Origin of the sequence: Hymenobacter puniceus (assembly GCF_014333525.1) — a bacterium.
Taxonomy (GTDB): Bacteria; Bacteroidota; Bacteroidia; order Cytophagales; family Hymenobacteraceae; genus Hymenobacter.
Map to the genome: position 1 here is coordinate 303,450 of NZ_JACSCX010000005.1, position 21,669 is coordinate 325,118.

The window sequence follows — 21,669 nt, forward strand, 5'->3', positions numbered from 1 at the left end:
GGTTCCGGACCGCTGATTTCTGGCGCTGTCATCCACTCGGATGGTATGTGGTGCTCAGAATCCTTCTATCTTCCCGGCCCTAATCCTGTTTTCGCTCTTTTTATGTCTGAGAAACAAGGCCATTTTCAGCGGGCCATTACGCTGTTCGACGCCATCATGATTGTTACCGGCAGCATGATTGGCTCCGGTATTTTTATTGTCTCGGCCGGCATTGCGCGGCAGGTCGGCTCGGCGGGCTGGCTGCTGGTAGTGTGGCTGATAACGGGCTTCATTACGCTGGCCGGCGCCGTGAGCTACGGCGAGCTGGCCGCCATGTTCCCGAAGGTGGGCGGGCAGTATGTGTATCTGCGCGAGGCTTACAACAAGCTCGTGGCCTTTCTCTATGGTTGGTCGTTGTTTCTCGTAATTCAGACCGGCGTAATTGCGGCCGTGGCGGTGGCGTTTGCGCGGTTTGTGGGCGTGCTGGTGCCGTGGTTCAGCGAGCAGAACGTGCTGTTTGAGCTGGGCCCGCTGAAATTCTCCACCGTGATGCTGCTGGCGATTGGTATGCTGGTGGGCCTGACGTGGGTGAACTCGCGCGGGGTACGCGGCGGCAAGCTGATTTCCAACATCTTCGGCAGCACCAAGTTGGTAGCGCTGGCCTTGCTGATTCTGTTTGGGCTGGCGCTGGGCATCAGCGACCAGGCCGTGAGTGTCAACTTCGATAACATGTGGGAGGCCGTGAGCTACGACGCTGCCGGCCAGGGCACGCCCCTCACCACCTGGGGCCTGGTAGGCGCCATCGGGCTGGCCATGACCGGCTCTTTATTCAGCTCTGATGCCTGGAACAACATCGGCTTCTCCGGCGACGAAATCGTGCGGCCCGAGCGCACCATCGTGCTGAGCATGGCCATCGGCACGGGCATCGTCACGGGCCTGTACCTGCTCATCAACCTGGTGTATCTGCTGGTGCTGCCGCTGCACGGCGACCCGGCTGCTGCCGCTTCCGACCTTATGAGCCGCGGCATCATGTATGCCGCCGACGACCGGGTGGGTACCGCCGTAGCGGGCAGCATCCTAGGCAAAGTAGGCGCTGGCTTTATGGCTGTGCTGATTATGATCAGCACCTTTGGGGCCAACAACAGCATCATTCTGAGTGGCGCCCGCGCTTATTATGCCATGGCCAAAGACGGCCTGTTCTTCCCCGGTATGGCCCGCCTCAATAAAGCCGGCGTGCCTGGCGTGGCGCTGTGGGCGCAGTGCATCTGGGCCTGCGGACTGTGCCTTTCAGGCTCCTACGGGCAGCTGCTCAACTACGTGATGTTCTCGGTGATTCTGTTTTACGTCATCACTATCATCGGCATTTTCATTTTGCGCCGCACCCGGCCCGATGCACCGCGCCCCTACCGGGCGCTGGGATACCCCGTAATCCCGCTGCTGTACGTGGTGCTGGCCTCGGCTTTCTGCATCATCCTGCTGGTGTCGCCGGCCACGGCCCGCGACGCTGGCCTGGGGCTGCTGCTGGTAGCAGTAGGTGTGCCGGTGTACTACCTGTTCGGCAAACGCTTCGGCAGGCAGCAGCAGTAGAGCAAGCCTATCTGCCCCGAAACGAAAAAGGCCTTCCCGGATATCCGGGAAGGCCTTTTTCGTTTCGGGGCAGCAATGGGTAGTTGATATCAGGCATTCAGCAGTGCGACGTTTGTGCGAATGCCGAGCGTTTGGTCCGGCACTCAATCTCAATGCTCGATACTAGCTACTCACTACCTAATACGCCATACTATCTACTAGCCACTACTTGCGGCGGCGTTTGGTGCCTTCCGAGGGCAGCAGCGTCACGTTTACGGGCTGAGAGCCGCGGGTGCGCACTTCCTGATCCTGGTAGCCGCCGTAGCCGTACACGAGGGCGTTTTCGCCGGCCGGCACTTCCAGCGTATAGTTGCCATTGGCATCAGTACCAGTGCCTTTGCGTGAGCCTTTCAGCAGCACCGTCGCGCCGGCCATCGGGCGTCCGTCTTCATCGAGAATGCGGCCTGAAAGCGTAACAGTGGCTGGAGCAGCGGCAGCGGCCGGCGAAGCCTCGGCTGCCGGGGCTGTTTCGGCAGTAGCGGCCACCAACGGCGCAACCGACTCCGCCGTGCGGGCCGCAAGGCCTGCTTCGGCGGCCGGACGCACTACCGGCTTCTTGGCATCAGCAGCCGAAAGTTTTACCGCCTCAGCTGCCGTTTCTTCCTCAGTTGCGGCTTCTTCAGCCGGAGCTTCAGGAGCTACTTCTTTGGCGCCCGTCACGCTGGCCTCACCCAGCATCACCGACGGAATAATGGTAGTAACGACGCGGCGGCCGCTGGAACCTGGCAAAAGCATGTAGCCGATTACGGCAAACAGCAGAATGGCACCTACTATCAGCGCCAGCCGACCGTTGCCAGAAGAATAATCCTCTTCTTCGCTCTGCAGCGTGTCGTTGTCGGTTTCAGGCTCAGGAACAGTAAATTTAGTGGGCATAGGGATGGATTGGGAGGTTGAGAAAAAGCAGCGCGGGCCGCAACGAACCGGCTGGTCTGCGCTGAAAATGCAGCACCTGACAAACGAATTCACCACGGGTTCCTAAAGATATAGGAACTGTCACATTCCATCCTAATTCTTGCGACTACTGAACCTAATAGTGCCTTTTATTTCCATTCTCGCAAAAGCTTCTTTGCCCCTGATATAGCGCACAAAAAATCCCCGCTCTTTACTGAGCGAGGATTTTTCAAGATAAGCAGCAGCTACGTGTCCGCTAGTCTTCAACCGGTTTGGCGGGGCCGCTGGGGGCCTCTTCGCCAAACTTCTGCTCCTGCGTGCGCAGCTGATGATCAAGCTCTACACTGCCCTCGGCCTCGAAGCCCGGGCCCTGGGCCTGCTCGCCAGCATTGTGGTGGTCGCTGCCACCCTGGGGCTCGGTTTCGCTTCCCCCGATGTGCAGATTCTCCAGCTGGTTTTTCTGGTCGTTGCGCTGCGTGTAGCCATTGGCACCGGTGTTGCGGGCTGCCGAGGGGTCACTGGCTTCTTTGCCGTTGCTCATCAACGACTTAAAGTCTTTCTCCTTTTCCAGCTGCTCGTTGTGGACTGTGGCGTTGTTATCGGTGATGTCCTTATTTTCCTGGTCGTTCTTGTTGACATCGTCGCCGCTGCCAAACAGACTATCTAGTGCCATGTCGGGGAATTGTAGAAGGTGAGAAATCGTAATCAGTAGGTACGCGCCCTATCCTGCGAGGTTGTGCATTTCAGGAAGTGTCAGGCAAAGCATTTCCGATGCACACGTACGCAGCCAGTGCGGGGTAGTGGCCCCGCTGGACTGCCGCGCTCTGGCTCTTTCCCCAAACCGCCGTCTGCGCCCAGCCCGTATAGCGTATTGCCTGGCCGGGCTATACCGGCAGGGTTTGTCTGACATTGACGATGTTTGTGGCCCGGCTCTCCTTTCTTTTTTTCTTCCCGTTATGCACCTCGTTATCATCGGCAACGGTATTACGGGCGTCAGTTGCGCCCTGGCCGTGCGGCGGCTTTCCCCCGAAGCCCGCATCACGCTAGTGTCCGATGAAACGCCGCACCATTTCTCCCGCACGGCCCTCATGTACGTGTACATGGGCCACCTGCGCCCCCAGGACATCAAGCCTTATGAGGATTGGTTTTGGCTGGAAAACCGCCTGGAGCTGGTGTACGCCGCCGCCACCACACTAGCCGCCGACCAGAAAACCGTGCACCTGAGCAACGGCCAGCTTCTCACTTATGACAAGCTGCTGCTGGCTACGGGTTCGGTGAGCCGACGGGCGGGCTGGCCCGGCCAGCACCTGCCGGGCGTGCAGGGCCTCTACTCCCTGCCCGATCTGGAGCAGATGCACCGCGACACGCACGGCGTGCGCCAGGCCGTGGTGGTGGGCGGCGGCCTGATCGGGATTGAGTTGGCCGAGATGCTGCACTCACGCGGCATTGCCGTGACCATGCTCGTGCGCGACACTCATTATTGGGGCTCGGTTTTGCCGCCCGAAGAAGCTGCCCTAATCAACCAACAGCTGCGCGAACACCACATTACGGTACACTACGGCACCGAGCTAACCGAAATCGTGCCTGATGCTGCCGGCCGGGTGCGTGCCGTGCGCACCACCCAGGGCCATGAGCTGCCCTGCCAATGGGTGGGCTTGGCAACCGGCGTAACCCCCAACCTGGCGCTGGCTCACACCTGCCCAAGCCTGGAAACTGACCGGGGAATTCTGGTAGACACTCACCTGCAAACCAGCCTGCCCGACGTATACGCGGCCGGCGACTGCGCCCAGCACCGCCAGCCCGCGGCCGGCGAAGTGCCCATCGAGCAGCTTTGGTACACCGGCCGCATGCAGGGCGAAACCGTGGCCTACACTATCTGCGGGCAGCCAACGCCGTATCAACGCGGACCGTGGTTTAACTCGGCTAAGTTCTTCCAGCTCGAATACCAGACCTACGGCCGCGTGCCAGCCACGCCCGAAGCCGGCGAGCAAACCTGCTACTGGCAACACCCCAACGGCCGCCACGCTCTACGCATCAACTTCCGGCTCGACCAGGGCAATGCCGTAACCGGCGTCAATGCCCTGGGCATCCGGCAGCGCCACGACGTGTGGGAAAACTGGTTGCGTGCCGGTACGCCCGTGCAGGAGGTGCTGCGCCAGCTGCGCCGCGCTAACTTCGACCCCGAATTTTTCCGCCGCCACGAACCCGCCATGCTGCGTACGTTCAACGAGCAGCTTCTTTCAATTAAAAATTAAGAATTGAGAATTAAAAATGATTGATCAGCCTGTTAAATCAGTCCGGATTTATTCATTTCACAGTCCATCCATTCTTAATTCATAATTCCCTTCCTCCGTGGATTTCTCCAAGCTTTACCGCCCCAGCGCCCTCAATAGCTTCCAGTTCATTGCCGTTACCGGCCTGATTATGAGCGGCGGCGCGCATCTGATTCTGCACTTTTTCACGCACCACTCGCTGCCCGGCTACAACTGGCTCTACGTGTGCTGGGCGGCGCTGTACGTGGTTGGCTCGCTGCTAAACCTGTTCGGCAAGCCTGATGAGGGGCACCATCACCATCATTAGGCGCAGTCCGCCTTCGGCTCCTGCTTCCGCCTGTACTCCGCTGTCTGCCATGAACTTCGATTCCAACCTCGCCCTGCCCCGCCCGCCGGTACCCAATACCTCGGGCACCGAAAAAACCCTGCTCACGGTGGTGGGGCTAGGGCTGCTGGCGCTGCTTACCGTGGCTTTTGATGCCGATGCCAATCGGGCGCGCCTCAGCTTCTGGGTGGGGGTGCTGCTGCTGAGCGCGGGCACGCTGGGCTGGGCCTGGCACAAGTTCGGGCGGCAGCCGGCCGGCGTGCTTCAGGACAACCTCTGGCTGCGCGCCAGCAGCAGCCGCGGCGCCGTGGCCTGGCTGACGGCCGTGGTGCTGACTGGGTTCTACGTAGTGCTATACTGGTTCAGCAACGACGACGGGCAGGGCAATTTCGGGCCGCTCAACCAGCTCATCCACGCCCTCGACCCGTTCAGCCAGTGGCTGCGCCATAAGCCCTCTGACCAGTGGTTTCTGTACGGCACCTTCTACACGCTGGCGGTGCTGCTGATGGGCGGCCGGGCACTCTGGAAGTACCGCCACTCGCCGTATCAGCGCATTCGTACGGCGTCGGTAATGTTCTTCCAGTTGGGGTTTGCGTTCCTGCTGCCGGGCTTGCTGCTGGCCTTCCAGCGGCCCGAGTACTACTTCTCGTACTTCTGGCCTCTCAAATACGACTACCTGTTTCCGGGCACCGTAGGCTATCTGCTCAAGGATGGCGGCCCCGCGCTGGGCGTGTTCATGGTGTTCTGGGGCGCGGTGATGTCGTTTGTAGGCACCCCGATACTCACGTATTTCTTCGGCAAGCGCTGGTATTGCTCGTGGGTGTGCGGCTGCGGCGGGCTGGCTGAAACCGCCGGCGACCCATACCGCCACCTCTCCGACAAAAGCCGCGCCGCCTGGCGCTGGGAAGTGCGCATCATCTACACCGTGCTGGTGCTGATTGTGGTGATTACCGCGCTGCTCTGGGTAGGCGCTTCGGGTGCGGTGCCGGCCCTGCAATCCGTTACGGAGCCGCTGTCCAAGGCGTATGGCTTCGCCATCGGCTCGGTGTTTTCGGGCGTGATTGGCGTGGGTTTCTACCCGCTGATGGGCGCGCGGGTGTGGTGCCGGTTTGGGTGCCCGATGGCGGCGTACCTGGGGCTGCTGCAGAAGCACTTTTCGCGCTTCCGCATCACCACCAACGGCGCGCAGTGCATTTCCTGCGGCAACTGCTCCAACGTCTGCGAAATGGGCATCGACGTGAAGCAATACGCCCAGCGCGGCGAGCCCATCATCCGGGCTTCGTGCGTGGGCTGCGGCATGTGCTCCACGGCCTGCCCGCGGGGCGTGCTCAACCTCGAAAACGGCCCCACCGAAGGCCGCTACCAGGGCAGCCAGCTCATCCACGCCGACTCGCTGCGAATCCTGAACTAAGCCAACAATCGATTGCCATAACAGAAGACGGCGGCACTTCCCAGTAGGAAAGTGCCGCCGTTTTTCTGTGCTTGTTGGCCTGAGTCTGCGTCTGTAGACTCACGCTCCCTACCGCTTGAAGTCCAGCGGGCCTTTCGGCTTCAGCCAGGCACTCAGCTCGGCGTAGGGAAACAGGTAGTCGGCCTCGGGCTGCAGGGCCTGAACAACGTGCGGGAAGCCGAAGTCGTAGTAGAGCGTGAGGCCGAAGGGCGTGAGGGCGAAGTCGTAGAAGCGCGGGTCGTTGGCTTCGAGCGTGGCGGTGCGGGTGCTGTCGTTCCAGTGCAGGCGCTGGCGCACATCGGCCAGCATTTCGGCGTCCAGCTCGGGGTAGTTGGTGGGCAAAGCGGCGAGGTGCGCCCCGATACGGCGGTTGATGGACTGCTGCCAGCGCTGCCGCAGCGCCAGGGTATCGGCCAGCAGGTCGCGCACCTGCAGCAGGCGGCCCGTGTGCAAATCGAAGGTGGCGTGCCGGGTAACCGACGACGGATAGGCCGTCAGATACTCCGCCGTAAGGGCCACCGACAGCAGATAGTTGTCGTTGTAGAGCACCTCGTAGCTGGTGCCTACAAACCCGCTCTGCTCGTTGGCTGCGTACTCGGCCAGCGCCTGCCGGATACCGCTGGCTGCTGTCAGGGGCTGCGGCAGCAGTTCCAGATCTTCCCCCAACGCCGCATCTACCAAATATTGGTTGATGCGGGCCGCGGCCGTTGCATCTGGCAGCTGCACCTGTGGCACTACGAAGGCGCTTTTGCCGGTGTCTCCCACACTGACAATCAGCGCCTGGGGGCTGGCCGGAACTGCAACCGGAGCCTTAGCGGACTGGGCGGCGGGCCGAGGAGAAGCAGCGCGGGCCGGGCGGGATTGAGGGCGGGCAGCACGCTGAGCCGGCGCCGGAGTGGCCATCAGCAACAACGCTGGCAGCAGCCAACGCAGATAAGTTTGAAGCATAAACAAGTAGGATTCGAGCGCAACTTACGCCTGATTCCACACATCCACCTTGCTGGCACCGCGCGACTGGCACCGCGGCAGTTCGCGCCCGTCGGTTGGCCGCGTACCGCCAGCACTGAAAGCCGCCAACGCTCTACGGCTTCACAAACGCCAGCAGCGCCGCCAAAAACTGCGGCGTGGCTTCCAGATGCGGAATATGGCCTACGCCCGCCAGCGGCACCAGCTTGGCCCCTTTGATCTGGGCGGCTGTTCGGCGGCCCAGCGCCGGATACTGGCCCATGCCAGCCAGCACCTGCGGGTCTTTGATGAGGCCTTTTCCCACCACCGTACGGTCGTCCTGCCCGATAATCAGCAGCGTGGGCACCCGCAGCTGGCTAAACTCGTAGCACACCGGCTGCTGATAAATCATGTCGAAGGTGAGGGCATTAGCGCGGGCCACCTGCCCAAAATCCGGGCTTTTGGTTTGAGCGGCCAGCGGAAGCAGCCATTGGTCGTGGGCGGCGGGGTAGCCGTGCGGGTAGTAGGTGGCGTGGTACTTCCGGATGCTGGCCTCGGTGCTTTTGCGCTCGGTGGCTTCGGCTTGGTCAACGGACTGAAACGGGACACCCACGCGGTAGTCTTCCAGCCCGATGGGGTTTTCGAGCACCAGCTTTTCGGTGGTTTCGGGGTAGAGCAGCGCAAAGCGTGTGGCCAGCATGCCGCCCATGCTGTGCCCCACCACCACGGCCCGCTGCACGCCCAGCGTATCCAGCAGCTGCCGGGTGTTGCGGGCCAGCTGATGAAACGAGTAATGAATATCCGGCTTATCGGACTTGCCAAACCCCAGTTGGTCGGGTACTACTACCCGGAAGCCAGCCGCCGCCAGCGCCCGAATGGTTTCCTTCCAGTAGGCGCCGAAGAAGTTTTTGCCGTGGAGCAGCACCACCGTGTGACCGTTGGGGCGGGCCGTGGGCGCTACGTCCATGTAGGCCATGCGCAGTGGCTGGCCTTCCAGCTTCAGTGGCAGCAGGCGCACCGCAAACGGGTAATCGTAGCCGGTGAGGGTGGCATTGAGGGTAGCGGGCACCGATTGGGTGGCCCCAACGCGGGCCAGCAGCAACAGCAGGACCAGAAAGCAGAAACGCAGCATCAGCAAAGCAAAACAGGTGAATTGCCGCTTACGCAGAACCGGCGCGGTAGTATGCCACTGCAGGCAGCTAGCTACCGGCCGCCGGGTTGCGCTGGCGGAGCAGCAGCTCGATGGTGCGCGTGTCCTCGTCGCTCCAGATGACGCTGCGCACGTCGTCGAGGCCGAGCACGGTGTGGCCGTCGGCCTCGCCGTACTGGGTATACACTTCCAGCAGCAGCTCTTCCTCCGTGAGCTGCACTACGTAGCCGTAGAAGTCGTGGTCGTTCTGGGTTTCGAGCAGCAGCAGCTGGCGCGCATCCAAGGCGTGCTGCAGTAGCAAGGGTACCGTCTGGTAGGTGGTGTCGAGGCCTTCGGGCGCGGCGGCCTGGCCGTAGGCTACCTCGGGGTTGTTTTCTTTGAACTCAATCAGGCGCACGTACCGGTCATCGAAATGCACCTCCGATACGGTATCGAGGCCGAGCGTGCGCACGCCCGTGAGCAGGCCCTGCCGCGTGATGGTGCGCAGCACCAGCAGCTCAGGGTTGATGCTGAGCACGTAGCCTAGAAACAGCGTGCCGCCAGTCTGCACCGACACAATGCGGCGGTTGCGCTGCGCCCGCTGCAGCATATCACTCAGTAAAGCTCCCATGGAATTTAATCAACTAGCAGCCGCAAAGATAAGCGGCCGCCCAGTGGTGCTGTTGCGCAGCTAGACGTTTTCCGGGGCGGTCGGCGGGCCCAGCAATGCTGCTTCCGCCAGCCGCTGGCTTAGGACATTTTGCAGCGTCAGCAGCCGTTGCTGCACGCCCAGCAAGTCAGCTTCATTTATTGAAATAGTACCGGTGCGGCTAGTGAGGTAGCGAGCCAAGGCCGAGTTTTCGTGCAGCAACTCCTGCAGCTCTGCCTGAACCTGTAGCCACTGCTGCTGCTGATTGTGGTCCAGCAACTGCTGGCGGAGCTGGATGGTGCGGCTTACGAGGCCGGCCAGCACGGTCAGCAGGGTCTCTTCGCTGGCCGTAATGGGTCGGGCTTCCCGGCCAATCACGCACAAAGAGCCAATATTATCGCCGTTGGGCATGCGCAGGGCCGCTCCGGCATAAAACCGCAGCCCCGCCGACTGAGCCGTATAGGGGTTGATTAGATTGCAGTCCTTTACCGACAAATCCTCGAATGAGAGCACCTGATCCTGGAGAACGGCAGCAGAGCACAAGCTGTCAGGACGACTGATTCGCTCCAGACCTGGCAGGCCCGTATTGGCTTTGAAAAATACCTGCTCTTCATCCACCAGCGAAATCAGCGAGATGGGCAGATTGAAGAGCTGCGCCGCCAGCGCCACATACTCGTCGAATATGGGCTCGGGGGTGGTATTCACAATCCGGTATTGATGCAGGGTGCGCAGGCGGTGCGCATCGTGGGCCGGAATCAGGTGGTCAGGCAAAGCATCCATAGCAGCAAAAATACCAGCCGGCGGGCACAAAGGCTATTCTAATTTCACTTTGCTACGGTTTTCCTTGCCTGAGTTCTGTCCGGCAATGCAGCCCCACGCCGAGCTGGCGGCGCTAACTTACCCTGCTGCCTGCTGCTGCTGCCACCGGCCAGCTACGCCTGATTCAGCTCGGCCAGCACTTTTTTGGCGGTTTCCACGTGGTCGGTGGCCCGGTTCATGGAGTTGAAAATGTATCGAATAGCACCTTCCTTGTCGATAACGAACGTGACGCGACCGGGCAGCAAACCCAGCAGCGCGCGGGGCACTTCATAGAGCTTGCGCATCTGCCCGCCGGCGTCAGCCAGCAGCGGAAAAGGCAGCCGGTGCTTCTGCGTGAACTTCTGGTGCGAGGCTTCCGAGTCGGAGCTCACGCCCACCACTTCGGCCCCCAGGTCCTGGAAATCCTGATACTGGTCGCGGAACGAGCAGGCTTCGGCGGTGCAGCCGGGCGTGTCGTCTTTGGGGTAGAAATACAGCACGATGGCGCGCTGGCCACGCTGCTCGCTCAGGCGGAACGTGTCGCCGGTGGTGGTTTTGAGAGTGAAGTCGGGAGCCTGGTCGCCTATCTGAAGCATGTGCGGGGCGCAATACGCGCAAAACAAAGAGGATGAAACGCGCCAGCGCCAGCTAACAAACCGGCCACTCGGCGCACAAAAGTAACCGGAAACCCACCACGCCGGTCGAATGTTGCGCCTGGCAGTGGCCGCAGTGGGCACCAACCGGGTTCAAGTCTGCATCTTTGTGGCTTGTAACTTTCTCTGCCCTTCAAATGCGGGTGGCGATGCGCTACCCCTGCCATGCTGATTGACGTCATTATTCCTGCTTTCAACGAAGAGCAGTCCATTGCGCTGGTGCTGCGCGAGATTCCGGCCGGACTGGTGCGCGAGGTAATTGTGGTCGATAACAACTCCTCGGACCAAACCGGCGCAGTGGCCCGCGCGGCCGGCGCCACCGTGCTGCGCGAGCCGCGCCCCGGCTACGGACAGGCCTGCCTGGCGGGTATGGCCCACGCCTTCGCCCGCCCCCTCGCCGAGCAGGCCGACATCATCGTGTTTCTGGACGGCGACCATTCCGACTACCCCGAGGAAATGCCGCTGCTGGTGGCCCCCATCCTGCGCGGCGAGGCCGATATGGTGATTGGCTCCCGGGCGCTGGGCGAGCGGGAATCCGGCTCGATGATGCCGCAGCAAATCTTCGGGAACTGGCTGGCCACCACCTTGCTTCGCCGCCTCTACGGGGCCCGCTTCACCGACCTGGGGCCGTTTCGGGCAATCCGGCGGGAGGCGCTGCAACGTATTGGCATGGCCGACACCACCTACGGCTGGACGGTGGAAATGCAGCTCAAGGCCGCCAAGCTGCGCCTGCGTAACACCGAAGTGCCGGTGCGCTACCGCCGCCGCATCGGTACCAGCAAGGTGTCGGGCACGGTGCGCGGCACGCTGGGGGCCGGCTACAAAATACTCTGGACCATTTTCCGGTATCTGTAAGGGAGTGATGAGGTAAGTGGTGATGAAGTAAGAAGAGCTGGAGGTAGTCAGGCAGGCTGCATCAGTCTTTTCAATTTTTATCATCCGTTACCTCATCACCCCATTACCTCATCACTCCATCACGCTGAATGCTATTCCTTGAAATCACGCTGCTGGTAGTTTATGGGGCGTGTCTGCTGTTTGTGCTGGGGTTCAGCCTCACGCAGTTTCAGTTGACGCGGCTGGCCCGGCGTGCCTACCGGCAGGGTTTGCCGCCGGAGCCAGCTGCGCCGGCAGTCTGGCCCCGCGTAACGGTGCAGCTACCACTATACAACGAAGTGTTTGTGGCCGAGCGCCTGATTGACGCCTGCGCCACCCTCGACTACCCCACCGACCGGCTGCACATCCAGATCCTCGACGACTCCAGCGACGAAACTGTGGCGCTGGTAGCAGCGCGGGTATCTTACCACCAAGCCCACGGTCTGCACATCGAGCAGGTGCGCCGGCCCACTAGGCAGGGCTATAAGGCTGGGGCGCTGGCTTACGGCCTGGAGCATTCTGACACCGAATTAGTCGCCATTTTCGACGCTGACTTTGTGCCGCAGCCGGATTTCCTGCGTCGCACGGTGCCTTACTTTCAGCAAGAGCCGCGGCTGGGCGTGGTGCAGACGCGCTGGGGCCACCTCAACGAAGAATACTCGCTGCTCACAGAGCTGCAGGCGTTCGGGCTGAACGCCCACTTCCACGTGGAGCAGCTGGGCCGCAACGCCGGCGGGCACTTCATCAACTTCAACGGCACGGGCGGCGTCTGGCGCCGCAGCTGCATCGAGGATGCCGGCGGCTGGCACGCCGACACGCTCACCGAGGACCTCGACCTCAGCTACCGGGCCCAGCTGCGCGGCTGGCGCTTTCACTACCTGCCCCACGTGGTGGCCCCGGCCGAGTTGCCGGCCACCCTGGACGCGCTGAAGTCGCAGCAGTTCCGCTGGACCAAGGGCGCTGCCGAAACGGCCCGCAAGCACCTGCGCAACGTGCTGCGCTCCGGGCAGCCGCTGTCTACTAAGCTGCACGCCACGTTCCATTTGCTCAACAGCTCGGTGTTCGTGGCCATTCTGGTGATGGCGCTGGTGAGCGTACCGCTGGTGTTCGTACGGGCCGATTTGCCGGAGCTGAAGCCAGTGCTGCGGGTAGCCTCAGTGTTTCTGCTGGCGTTTGTGCCGCTGGTGTATTACTACTATACAGCCTGGCGCCTCGATAAACCCACAGCGCCGCGCTGGCGCTTTACCGCCGATTTTCTGCTGTTTCTGTCGGTGTCGATGGGGCTGACGCTGCACAATGCGCGGGCGGTTGTGCTGGGCTACCAGGGCCGGCAGTCGGCGTTTATCCGCACGCCCAAGCTGGGGCTGGTGCAGCGCAGCGGCGGCTGGCGCGGCCGCCGCTACCGCACCGGCGACCTGCTCGACGGCCTCACATTTACGGAAGGCTTGCTGACGCTGTACTTTGCTTTCGGGGTGGGCGCGGGCCTGTATTTCAATGACTGGGGCCTGCTACCTTTCCACCTGATGCTCACGGTTGGCTACGGCATTATCTTTCTGTATTCCGTGCGGCACCGGGCGTAGGCGGGGCCCGCAGCTTCTTCATCCAACAGATTAGCTCACCGGCATGAACAAGCTGACCAACAGCATTTCACTCCAACAACTTACTAACGATTCGCAGCCGATAACACCACGGCAGCTTGTGGTGCTGCTGGTGTCGGGAGCAGCTTACGTGGTGCTGGCCTACGCCACGCCGCGGGCAGAATTCGGGCAGTTGCTGGGGCTGTTTGCGGTGGCGTTTGGCGCGTATGCGTGGCTGCTGCATTCGCGGTTGCCGCTACGGGCGGGCCTGCTGGCAGCGTTGCTGCTGCGGCTGCTGTGGCTGCCGGCCCTCCCGTCCCTCTCCGACGACTACCACCGCTTCCGTTGGGACGGCCTGCTGGTAGCCAACGGCCTCAACCCCTACCAGTACCGCCCCGACCAGGCCACAGTTCAGGGCTCAATACCCGATTTTCGCGCCGCCGAACTACAGGCCTCGAAAGACAATCAACCAGCAACTAACAACCAACAACTACCAACTGACACTCAACTCCAGACGCTCTATTCGAAGCTAAACTCGCCGCACTACTACTCCGTGTACCCGCCAGTTTGCCAGGCAGTGTTTGGGGTGGCTTCGGGCATGTTTCCGGGCAACGAGCGGGGCGCGGTGCTGCTGATGCGGCTGGTGCTGTTGCTCGCCGAGGCCGCTACAGCCGGGCTGCTACTGGCGCTATTGCGGCAACTAGCACTGCCGCCGCAACGGGCGCTGTGGTATCTGCTCAACCCGCTGGTGCTCCTGGAGCTGACCGGCAACCTGCACTTTGAGGCGCTGGTAGTGACGCTGCTGCTGCTAGCCTTGTGGCTGCTGATCCGGGGGCGCTGGGTGGTATCGGCGGGAGTGCTGGGGCTGGCGGTGGGCACCAAGCTGCTGCCGCTGCTACTGCTGCCGCTACTGTTGCGCCGGCTGGGCTGCTGGCGCACGGTGGCTTACGGCACGCTCACGCTGCTAACCGTGGCGCTGCTGTTTGCCCCCTTCGTGTCCGCGGAACTGATTGGCAACATCGGCCGCAGCCTCAACCTGTATTTCCGCAGCTTCGAGTTCAATGCCAGCGTGTACTACCTGCTGCGGGCCGGCGGCTACTGGCTTACCAGCTACAACCAGATTGCCCGCATTGGGCCGGCGTTGGCGCTGGGCAGCGTGACCTGGATCCTGCTGCTGACTTTCGGCGAGAAGCGTCCTACCTGGCTAACACTGCCGGCCACGTTGCTGCTGCTGCTCACGGGCTACTACCTGCTGGCCACCATTGTGCACCCCTGGTACCTGACGCCGCTGCTGGCTTTGAGCGTATTTACGCGCTACCGCTACGCCTTCGTTTGGTCGGGGTTGGTGGTGCTGTCGTACGCGGCATACCAGACCACCGCTTACACCGAGAATCCGTGGTTGCTGGCGCTGGAATACGGCGGGCTGCTGGGCGCTATGGTTTGGGATTATCGGCAGCGGCGGCCGTTGCTTTCGGCTGTTTAAATCCTGGCAGAAGCCTGAATAAACTCCCGGTTTCTAAGCGCCTGTGCTGCTGCGCCAAGCAGCCAAGTCGGCGGCATCGTCTACGTCGCGCAGTGTGGGCAGCTGTGCCACGGCCAGGCCGAGCCGGTTGGCATCAGCCAATGTATGGGCCAGTACGGAGTCGGTACTCCAACTTTTGTTTAGGAAAATATCTTCGCATAACTCTTTCATGCCCAACAGATAATACCCACCATCCTCAGCCGGCCCTATAACCAGGTCATGAGTGGCCAGCGCAGTATAGGCCTGCTCCAGAATTGCCGCGGACAAGCCCGGGCAGTCGGTACCGACGATGAGCACGGCGCGGGCGCCCTGGTTGAACGCGTGGGCAAAAGCCGTGAGCATGCGCGCCCCCAGGTCGCCGGGAAACTGTAGCTGCTGCTCGTAGTCGGGCCACTGGTCGGGGCTGCTTTGAGACTCAGTCGGAGCCTCGGCCAGCCACACGGTTTTGTGGGCCGGCAGCGCCTTCGCCACGGCCCGGGTGTGGGCCAGCAACTCCCGGTACACGGCCAGTGCTGCTTCGTTGCCGATGCCCGCCGCCAACCGGGTTTTCACCTTGCCCAGTTCCGGGTGGCGGGCAAAGACGAGCAGGTGCTGAGGCGTGTTGGAAGTACTGGCAGCAGACATAAGCGGAAGAGTATTCAGAAGAAGTAATTGACAAGCTGACTGACGCCGCTGAGTGCAGCGCGGACTTTGCAGTTTGCGTTGCACTCAGCGGCGTTGAAGTCGTTCTATCGGCGCAAAGACGCGAAGGCGCGAACTGCAAAGTTCGCGCTACGTCCAACTAACAGCGGGCAAGGCCAACGCATCTACTCGTACACCTTGCGGCCCTTCTTCAGCCAGGGGCTCCACAAAACGGAATACGGATGCACTTCCTCGGTGCGGCCCTGCGCGTTGAACACCGGATAGCCGTCGTTCACCCACTGGAAAATACCGCCGTAGAGGTTGCGCACGTCGCGGAAGCCAAGGGCGCGCAGCCGCTCCCCTACCCGCTCGCTGCGGTAGCCTACGGAGCAATACACTACCACCGGCCGGTCGCGGGGCACGTCCTTGAACTCGGCTTTCTCAAACGTGCCAAAGTCTACGAACCGGGCTCCCTGCAGGTGGCTGATGCGGTACTCGTCGGGCGTGCGGGTATCTAAGAGCACCACGCCGTCGGGGCGGGTACGCAGCGTAGCCGCCAGTTGCGCCGGCTGCACCAGCGGCACGGTGTTGCGGTAAAGCGTCTTCAGGAGCTGGTCGTAGGCGGTGTTGGCGCGGGCCGGCTCTCCTTGCCGCTCCCGCCCGCAGGCTGCCAGCGCCAGCAGCCACAGCCCCGAAGAAACAAAGCCAGCACGACGCAGCCAGGCCAGCTTCGGTACAACACGTTTCAACATATGCAGGTACTGAATTAGGAACGGACGCAGCCGGTTACGTGGTGGCGCCGCCGCAGCTGGAGCCCGCACCGGCCGTGCAGCCGAAGCAATGCTGGTTTACCACGATGGCGCGGGCGGTGAGAGCTTCCTCGTTGAAGTCGCGGATGTGCTGGGGGGCAGTGGCGGCCACCGGCAGTTCCAGCATCTGGTTGAAGTCGCAGTCGTAGAGCAGGCCGTCCCAACTGACGCTGAGCGTACTGCGGCACATCACGTTTTCGGCGGCGGTGGGGTTGTAGGCCGCCACCAGCTTCTCCATGTACGCTTCGTAGTTGCCGCTTTCCAGCAGATATTCCAGGAACCGGCTTACGGGCAGGTTGGTGATGGCCAGCAGGTTGTTGAACACGATACCATGCTCGCGCAGCAGCCGCTGCTTGAACTCGCGCTCCAGCGAAGCCTGGTTGCCGGGCAGGAAAGCGCCCGACGGGTTGAACACCAGATCCAGCAGCAGCCCCGAGTTTTCCACGCCGTACCCAACCTTGTTGAGCATCTGCAGCGCCGTGATGGAGCGCCCAAATACGCCGTCGCCGCGCTGGGCGTCGGTGCGGGCCGCCGAGAAGTGCGGCAGCGACGACACCACCTGCACCCGGTGCTTGGCAAAGAACTCCGGCAAATCGTGGTACTTCTTGTTGGCCACGATGATGGTCAGGTTGCAGCGCACGATTGTTTGCCGGCCCAACGCCGAAATCTGCTCTACCAGCCAGCGAAAGTTTGGGTTCATCTCCGGCGCTCCGCCCGTCAGGTCCACCACCTGGATATCCGACTGCGCCAGCGCCGCCAAGCACTCCTGCATCGTTTCGCGGGTCATGATTTCGGTGCGGTCAGGCCCGGCGTCTACATGGCAGTGTTTGCAAACCTGGTTGCACATCTTGCCCACGTTAATCTGCATTACGCGCAAACTGGTGGGCCGGAGCGGCAGCAGGCCGGTTTCGCGCAGCTTGTGCGCAAACAGCGGCAGGTGCGCGCCAGCCGCATCAGCCTGGGAAAGAACCGTCAGCTGGTAGCCGGTGTCGGCCAGCAGCGCGTGGCGGGCTTGAAGGGACTTCATAAATTATTGGTTATTCGCTGATTAAATCGAGGAATCTGCTTGCTGAGCAGGCTGTGCTGCCCGTGAACTACTGCATGAAGCGGCACGGCACCAACGCCAAACCTGAAACAGCCGCAGAACCACCCACGCCATCGGCAACTGGGGTTACATCGACAGCTCTTTGGCTTTGTTCATCATCTGCACACCGTGAACCAGGGCCGCCCCGCCCTTGATGGCGGCGGCTACGTGCACGGCTTCCATCATCTGGGCTTCGTCGGCACCTTTCTGCAGCGAGTCGGAGGTGTAGGCATCGATGCAGTACGGGCACTGCACTGCGTGGGCCACGGCCAGCGCAATCAATGACTTCTCCCGCTCCGACAGCGCGCCGTCCTTGAATACCTCGGCGTAGTAGGCGAAAAACTTGTTGCCCATTTCGGGCTGCCACTCTGTGATGTTACCGAATTTGGCCAGATCGGCGGGGTTGTAATAGGTTGACTTTTCCATGAAAACTGGGGAAGGCGGTAATGAAAAAAAGACTGTTGCTGCTACTAAAAAGCCATAGCGCCCATACTAGTCAGCCGGTAGGCGGCGCACCCGAATACGGACCTGCTCTCCGTCCTCACTGGTTTCGGGTTCCACGATTATGCGGTCGGCTTCGTCATAATACACGGCAATGCCACGCACAATGCCCACGGCCAGCGCGCCCATGCGGCGCTTCGATACATAGTTGATTTCCAGCTCGTCGGGTGAGAGGCGCGTGACCTGCAGCACGGGCGGCGCGTTTTCCACGTGCTCCTGCCGCACTTGCCGGTGCATGGTGTTCTCCGTGTGCTCCAGCATATCCAGCGTGGTCCAGTGAGGCTGCAGCAGCTTTTGATACATGTACATCAGGTCGGGCACTAGGTACTCACCGAACTTCTCGTGCAGTTCCTGCGCCGAAAGGCCGGTCATTTCGGCTGCGTGCCCTACCAGTGCATACATATGCTCATCGGGATACACATTTTTATGGTCGAAGCTGGTGGAGTTCAGGCCAGCGGCATCTATCAGCCGCACCCACGTACTGTGGTCGTACTGAGTTTGAACATACCGTTTTAGGAGCGTGAATATGGTGCCGTGCACTGCTGTAGAGTCAAGTGGAGAAAGAATTGCCAGCCTAGATAACACTAACCCAGCAAAAACAAGTCTACAAAAAGGGGGCGTAAGGAAGTTTTCTTCCCCACGCCCCCTGCTGCGTCAGCAAGAATACTAGAGCATTTTGCCTAGTACCGTCATCGTCGAGAGAGTTGGCGAGACACTGCCGCCAGCATCTTCCACCGTCATAGCGAAAGCCTGGGCACTGGCAATGTCTTTCATCTGCTGCAGACTGTCGCCGGCGGCAGTGGTGGCCGCCAGCACGCCGGCATCCACGGGTTTGCCGTTGTCGAGAGCCCAGAGCTGATATTGCTTGCCGGCGGGCGGCGCGGGCAGGCTGCGTACGTTCACGTACACGGCCTTGGTAGTTGGGTTGTACAGCACCCGGGCTTTGGCCGAAGGCGCGGCCGGCGTACCAGCCAGAATCACGCTCTGGTATTGCTCGTCGCGGAGCACGGCCAGTTCACGGTCCTGGGTGAGCAGGCGCTTTTCGGAAGCCTGCTGCGTGGCAGCGAAACGAGCCTGGTCGTTCTGAGCGGCAAACAGCGCAGTTTCCGTGTTCTGCCAGCGGTTGTACAGAATGTAGTTGCCGGCCAAACTCAGCAGCAGCGCCACGGAAGCGGCCATCAGCCAGCCGAAGCCAGTATGGGGGGCTGCCTCGTATGTCGGCTCCGGCGCACTGCCGATGGGCCGCACAACGGGCTGATCCTTGGTTACCGGGTCGGGCACGATGGGGGCCGTAGGCACGCCCAGCGGAGCCGTGACAGGAACTTCGGCCGCCGCTACCGGAGTAGCAGGCGCCAGAGGGACTACGGGCGTTTCGGTGGAAGCATCCGCGGATGTGTTCCGGATGGCCTGCTGCCAGCCCGCCAGCACCCGCTCCCGCATGGCGGGCGGCGGCGTAATGGCATGGGCCTCAGCGTAAGCATCCAAGCCAGCAAGGATGACCTGCAATTCCTGCTGCACTTCCGGATGCGTGGCAGCCAGCTGCTCTACCTGAGCAGCATCAGAGGCGGAAAGTACGCCCAAAGCGTATTCCTCCAGAATGCCTGATTCGATATATTGCTGAATGTCCACGGCTATCGAATCAGTTTAGAAAGTACTTTGATTGCAGCGCGGGCACGAGTTTTCACTGTGCCCAGCGGCAAATTCAATTCGTCGGCTACCTCACTCTGCGTGTAGCCTCCGAAATACAGCATATCAACAACCTGCTGTTGATCGGGGGAGAGTTTTCTAGTCATTTCCTGCAAACCGATGTGCTCGGGCCGGAACGTGGGCGAAGCGGGCTCACGTACTGCGGCGCTGTCTTCAAGCGGCTGGGTACGAGTACCTACGCGGTACTGTCGGGAGCGGATTTTGTCGATGGCTAAATTCCGGCTGACGTTCATCACCCACGTAAACAGCCGGCCTTTGCTAGCATCGTAGGAGGCGAAAGAATTCCAGATCTTCACCATGCTTTCCTGCAGCACGTCTTCAGCTTCTTCCTCTTTCTTTACAATGCGCATAATAACGCCGTAGAGGGCAGCTGAATACCGGTCGTAGAAGAGCGTCATGGCCGCCTCGTCCCGGTCGCGCAGACGCTGCACCAGCAGGTCTTCGCCATCGGCTATCGGGGGCATGGCTTCGGGGGGAATGACATTCACGGGCAATGGGATATAAGACGAGTGAGCAACGAAGCAAAGCTTACCGACAAGCGAAAGTACACTTCCCAGGCAATTGTTCGTACCGGGCTGGCAGTAAATTCATTTCAGCTCCGGCAGATAGGCTGGCAACCCGGGTGCTACGGCTGCGTTTTGTGCATGGTTGTGCATGATGCGTAGTAGGGTGCCTGGCCGCTCATGCTTCATCCGATTATCCTCCTGCACCTCCCAACACTCGGCACCAACGCACTGCATTATGTCTATCGAATCCCGCAACCCGTACACCGGCCGCGTAGAACGCCGGTTCCGGGCTTTTTCCTGGCCGAAAACCGAGCGTATCCTCGCCCAGAGCCACCGCGCCTCCGCCACCTGGCCCACCACGCCGTTTGCCGAGCGCAGCCGTTTGATGCGCCGCGCCGCCGAGCTGCTGCGCGAGCGGCAACACGAGCTGGCCCGACTCATGGCCGTGGAAATGGGCAAACCACTAGTTGACGGCCGCGCCGAAGCCGTGAAGTGCGCCCTCTGCTGCGACTATTATGCCGAGCACGCCGAGCAGTTTCTGGCCGACGACATCATCAAGACCGAAGCCCAGCGCAGCTTCATCAGCCATGAGCCCATCGGGGTGGTGCTGGCCATCATGCCCTGGAACTTCCCGTTCTGGCAGGTGGTACGCTTCGCAGCCCCGGCCCTGATGGCCGGCAACGTGGGGTTGCTCAAGCACGCCTCCAACGTGCCGCAGTGCGCTTTGGCACTAGAAAAAATCTTTCACGACGCCGGCTTCCCGACCGCCACATTTCGCACCCTGCTCATCGGCTCCGACCTGATTGAGCCCCTGATTGCCGACGACCGGGTGCGGGCCGTAACGCTCACCGGCTCGGAAGCTGCCGGCGCCCAGGTGGCCGCCACGGCCGGACGCTACATCAAAAAAACGGTACTGGAGCTGGGCGGCTCCGATGCTTTCATCGTGCTGGCCGACGCCGACCTTGAAGTGGCTGCCAAGACGGCCGCGCAGGCCCGCATGATCAATGCCGGCCAGAGCTGCATTGCAGCCAAGCGCTTTATCGTGGAGAAGCCGGTGCTCAAAGAATTCATCTCGAAGCTGAAAACCCACCTGCTGGCGTTCCGGCCCGGCGACCCGCTCTCCGAAAGCACGCAATATGGCCCCCTGGCCCGCCCCGACCTGGCCGACGAGCTAACTGAGCAGGTAAACGACTCTATTAAGCAAGGTGCCAAAGTGGAACTGCACGGCGGCCAGAGTGAGCCCGGCACGGCCCTGTTCCGGCCCATGATCCTGAGCAACATCCGGCCTGGACAGCGCGCCTACGCCGAGGAGCTGTTCGGGCCGGTGGCGCTGGTGCTGGAAGCCAAAGACGCTGACGACGCCGTGCGCCTCGCCAATGACTCGCGCTTCGGCCTTGGCGGCTCGGTCTGGACCCGCAATGTGCAGCGCGGCGAGCAGCTGGCCCGGCGCGTGGAAGCCGGCGCCGTATTCGTCAATAGCCTCGTAAAGTCGGCCCCGGAAATGCCGTTCGGTGGCGTAAAGAAGTCGGGCTACGGCCGTGAGCTGTCGTACCTGGGCATTCGGGAGTTCGTGAATCAGAAGTCTATCTGGATAGCGAAAGAGGAGAAACCGGCGGGCAAGAAAAAGGTGGAGTAAGCTGGTCAGACCGGCAGACCAAAAGAACGTCCTGCTGAGCTTGCCGAAGCATCTCTACCGCAGTGCTGACCTATTTGATTAGCTTCGGTAGAGATGCTCCGGCAAGCTCAGCAGG

Annotated in this window: 22 protein-coding genes; 8 read left to right on the forward strand and 14 right to left on the reverse strand. The window is 61.5% G+C overall.

Annotation, left to right across the window (positions count from 1 at the left end; genetic code table 11):
* Positions 1-102 precede the first annotated feature (102 nt).
* Complete coding sequence (locus H8B14_RS15620) at positions 103-1,566, forward strand: APC family permease (protein ID WP_187316589.1); 1,464 nt, start codon at positions 103-105, stop codon at positions 1,564-1,566.
* 204 nt (positions 1,567-1,770) lie between these two features.
* Here the strand turns inward: H8B14_RS15620 and H8B14_RS15625 are convergent, their stop codons facing one another.
* Entirely contained in the window at positions 1,771-2,478 is a 708-nt protein-coding gene (locus tag H8B14_RS15625; protein ID WP_187316590.1) for a carboxypeptidase-like regulatory domain-containing protein, read from the reverse strand.
* 274 nt (positions 2,479-2,752) lie between these two features.
* A complete protein-coding gene (locus H8B14_RS15630; RefSeq protein WP_187316591.1) occupies positions 2,753-3,169 on the reverse strand; it encodes a hypothetical protein in 417 nt (138 codons plus the stop codon).
* A 283-nt stretch (positions 3,170-3,452) separates the two neighbouring features.
* Between H8B14_RS15630 and H8B14_RS15635 the strand changes: the two genes are divergently transcribed.
* From H8B14_RS15635 to H8B14_RS15645, 3 genes are all read left to right on the forward strand, one after another.
* Complete coding sequence (locus H8B14_RS15635) at positions 3,453-4,751, forward strand: NAD(P)/FAD-dependent oxidoreductase (RefSeq protein WP_187316592.1); 1,299 nt, start codon at positions 3,453-3,455, stop codon at positions 4,749-4,751.
* A gap of 97 nt (positions 4,752-4,848) precedes the next feature.
* On the forward strand, positions 4,849-5,076 hold the full coding sequence (locus tag H8B14_RS15640; protein ID WP_187316593.1) for a hypothetical protein: 228 nt from the start codon (positions 4,849-4,851) through the stop codon (positions 5,074-5,076).
* Positions 5,077-5,125: 49 nt separating this feature from the next.
* Positions 5,126-6,505 carry a 4Fe-4S binding protein gene (locus H8B14_RS15645; RefSeq protein WP_187316594.1) on the forward strand — a complete coding sequence of 460 codons (1,380 nt, stop codon included), beginning with the start codon at positions 5,126-5,128 and terminating at the stop codon, positions 6,503-6,505.
* A 108-nt stretch (positions 6,506-6,613) separates the two neighbouring features.
* Here H8B14_RS15645 and H8B14_RS15650 read toward each other — a convergent pair whose 3' ends face one another.
* The 5 genes from H8B14_RS15650 to H8B14_RS15670 all read right to left on the reverse strand — a co-directional run bounded on the left by H8B14_RS15650 (position 6,614) and on the right by H8B14_RS15670 (position 10,661).
* Complete coding sequence (locus H8B14_RS15650) at positions 6,614-7,492, reverse strand: hypothetical protein (protein WP_187316595.1); 879 nt, start codon at positions 7,490-7,492, stop codon at positions 6,614-6,616.
* A 133-nt stretch (positions 7,493-7,625) separates the two neighbouring features.
* Positions 7,626-8,621 carry an alpha/beta fold hydrolase gene (locus H8B14_RS15655; RefSeq protein WP_187316596.1) on the reverse strand — a complete coding sequence of 332 codons (996 nt, stop codon included), beginning with the start codon at positions 8,619-8,621 and terminating at the stop codon, positions 7,626-7,628.
* A gap of 67 nt (positions 8,622-8,688) precedes the next feature.
* On the reverse strand, positions 8,689-9,249 hold the full coding sequence (locus H8B14_RS15660) for a hypothetical protein (protein ID WP_187316597.1): 561 nt from the start codon (positions 9,247-9,249) through the stop codon (positions 8,689-8,691).
* A gap of 60 nt (positions 9,250-9,309) precedes the next feature.
* Positions 9,310-10,047: a GAF domain-containing protein gene (locus H8B14_RS15665; protein WP_187316598.1), complete on the reverse strand. Its 738-nt coding sequence runs from the start codon at positions 10,045-10,047 to the stop codon at positions 9,310-9,312.
* Between the two features lie 152 nt (positions 10,048-10,199).
* The gene (locus tag H8B14_RS15670; RefSeq protein WP_187316599.1) at positions 10,200-10,661 is read right to left on the reverse strand and encodes a peroxiredoxin; all 462 of its coding nucleotides are present in this window, start codon (positions 10,659-10,661) and stop codon (positions 10,200-10,202) included.
* A gap of 222 nt (positions 10,662-10,883) precedes the next feature.
* Between H8B14_RS15670 and H8B14_RS15675 the strand changes: the two genes are divergently transcribed.
* The 3 genes from H8B14_RS15675 to H8B14_RS15685 all read left to right on the forward strand — a co-directional run bounded on the left by H8B14_RS15675 (position 10,884) and on the right by H8B14_RS15685 (position 14,651).
* On the forward strand, positions 10,884-11,573 hold the full coding sequence (locus tag H8B14_RS15675; protein ID WP_187316600.1) for a glycosyltransferase family 2 protein: 690 nt from the start codon (positions 10,884-10,886) through the stop codon (positions 11,571-11,573).
* 128 nt (positions 11,574-11,701) lie between these two features.
* Positions 11,702-13,171, forward strand: a complete 1,470-nt coding sequence (locus H8B14_RS15680; protein ID WP_187316601.1) for a cellulose synthase family protein — start codon at positions 11,702-11,704, stop codon at positions 13,169-13,171.
* A gap of 43 nt (positions 13,172-13,214) precedes the next feature.
* Positions 13,215-14,651 carry a hypothetical protein gene (locus H8B14_RS15685; protein ID WP_187316602.1) on the forward strand — a complete coding sequence of 479 codons (1,437 nt, stop codon included), beginning with the start codon at positions 13,215-13,217 and terminating at the stop codon, positions 14,649-14,651.
* Positions 14,652-14,684: 33 nt separating this feature from the next.
* Here H8B14_RS15685 and H8B14_RS15690 read toward each other — a convergent pair whose 3' ends face one another.
* From H8B14_RS15690 to H8B14_RS15720, 7 genes are all read right to left on the reverse strand, one after another.
* A complete protein-coding gene (locus H8B14_RS15690) occupies positions 14,685-15,314 on the reverse strand; it encodes a TIGR04282 family arsenosugar biosynthesis glycosyltransferase (RefSeq protein ID WP_187316603.1) in 630 nt (209 codons plus the stop codon).
* A 182-nt stretch (positions 15,315-15,496) separates the two neighbouring features.
* Positions 15,497-16,063: a rhodanese-like domain-containing protein gene (locus tag H8B14_RS15695; protein WP_187316604.1), complete on the reverse strand. Its 567-nt coding sequence runs from the start codon at positions 16,061-16,063 to the stop codon at positions 15,497-15,499.
* Between the two features lie 34 nt (positions 16,064-16,097).
* Complete coding sequence (gene arsS, locus H8B14_RS15700; RefSeq protein ID WP_187316605.1) at positions 16,098-17,147, reverse strand: arsenosugar biosynthesis radical SAM (seleno)protein ArsS; 1,050 nt, start codon at positions 17,145-17,147, stop codon at positions 16,098-16,100.
* 144 nt (positions 17,148-17,291) lie between these two features.
* On the reverse strand, positions 17,292-17,630 hold the full coding sequence (locus tag H8B14_RS15705; RefSeq protein ID WP_044017893.1) for an arsenosugar biosynthesis-associated peroxidase-like protein: 339 nt from the start codon (positions 17,628-17,630) through the stop codon (positions 17,292-17,294).
* Positions 17,631-17,696: 66 nt separating this feature from the next.
* Entirely contained in the window at positions 17,697-18,245 is a 549-nt protein-coding gene (locus H8B14_RS15710) for a heme NO-binding domain-containing protein (protein ID WP_187316606.1), read from the reverse strand.
* Positions 18,246-18,371: 126 nt separating this feature from the next.
* Positions 18,372-19,334 (reverse strand): anti-sigma factor, encoded by a 963-nt coding sequence (locus tag H8B14_RS15715; protein ID WP_187316607.1) that lies wholly within the window; start codon positions 19,332-19,334, stop codon positions 18,372-18,374.
* A 2-nt stretch (positions 19,335-19,336) separates the two neighbouring features.
* Positions 19,337-19,900 (reverse strand): RNA polymerase sigma factor, encoded by a 564-nt coding sequence (locus tag H8B14_RS15720; protein WP_315984841.1) that lies wholly within the window; start codon positions 19,898-19,900, stop codon positions 19,337-19,339.
* Positions 19,901-20,153: 253 nt separating this feature from the next.
* Between H8B14_RS15720 and H8B14_RS15725 the strand changes: the two genes are divergently transcribed.
* Positions 20,154-21,554, forward strand: coding sequence for an NAD-dependent succinate-semialdehyde dehydrogenase (locus tag H8B14_RS15725; RefSeq protein WP_187316608.1), 1,401 nt, complete (start codon positions 20,154-20,156; stop codon positions 21,552-21,554).
* The last annotated feature ends 115 nt before the right edge of the window (positions 21,555-21,669 follow it).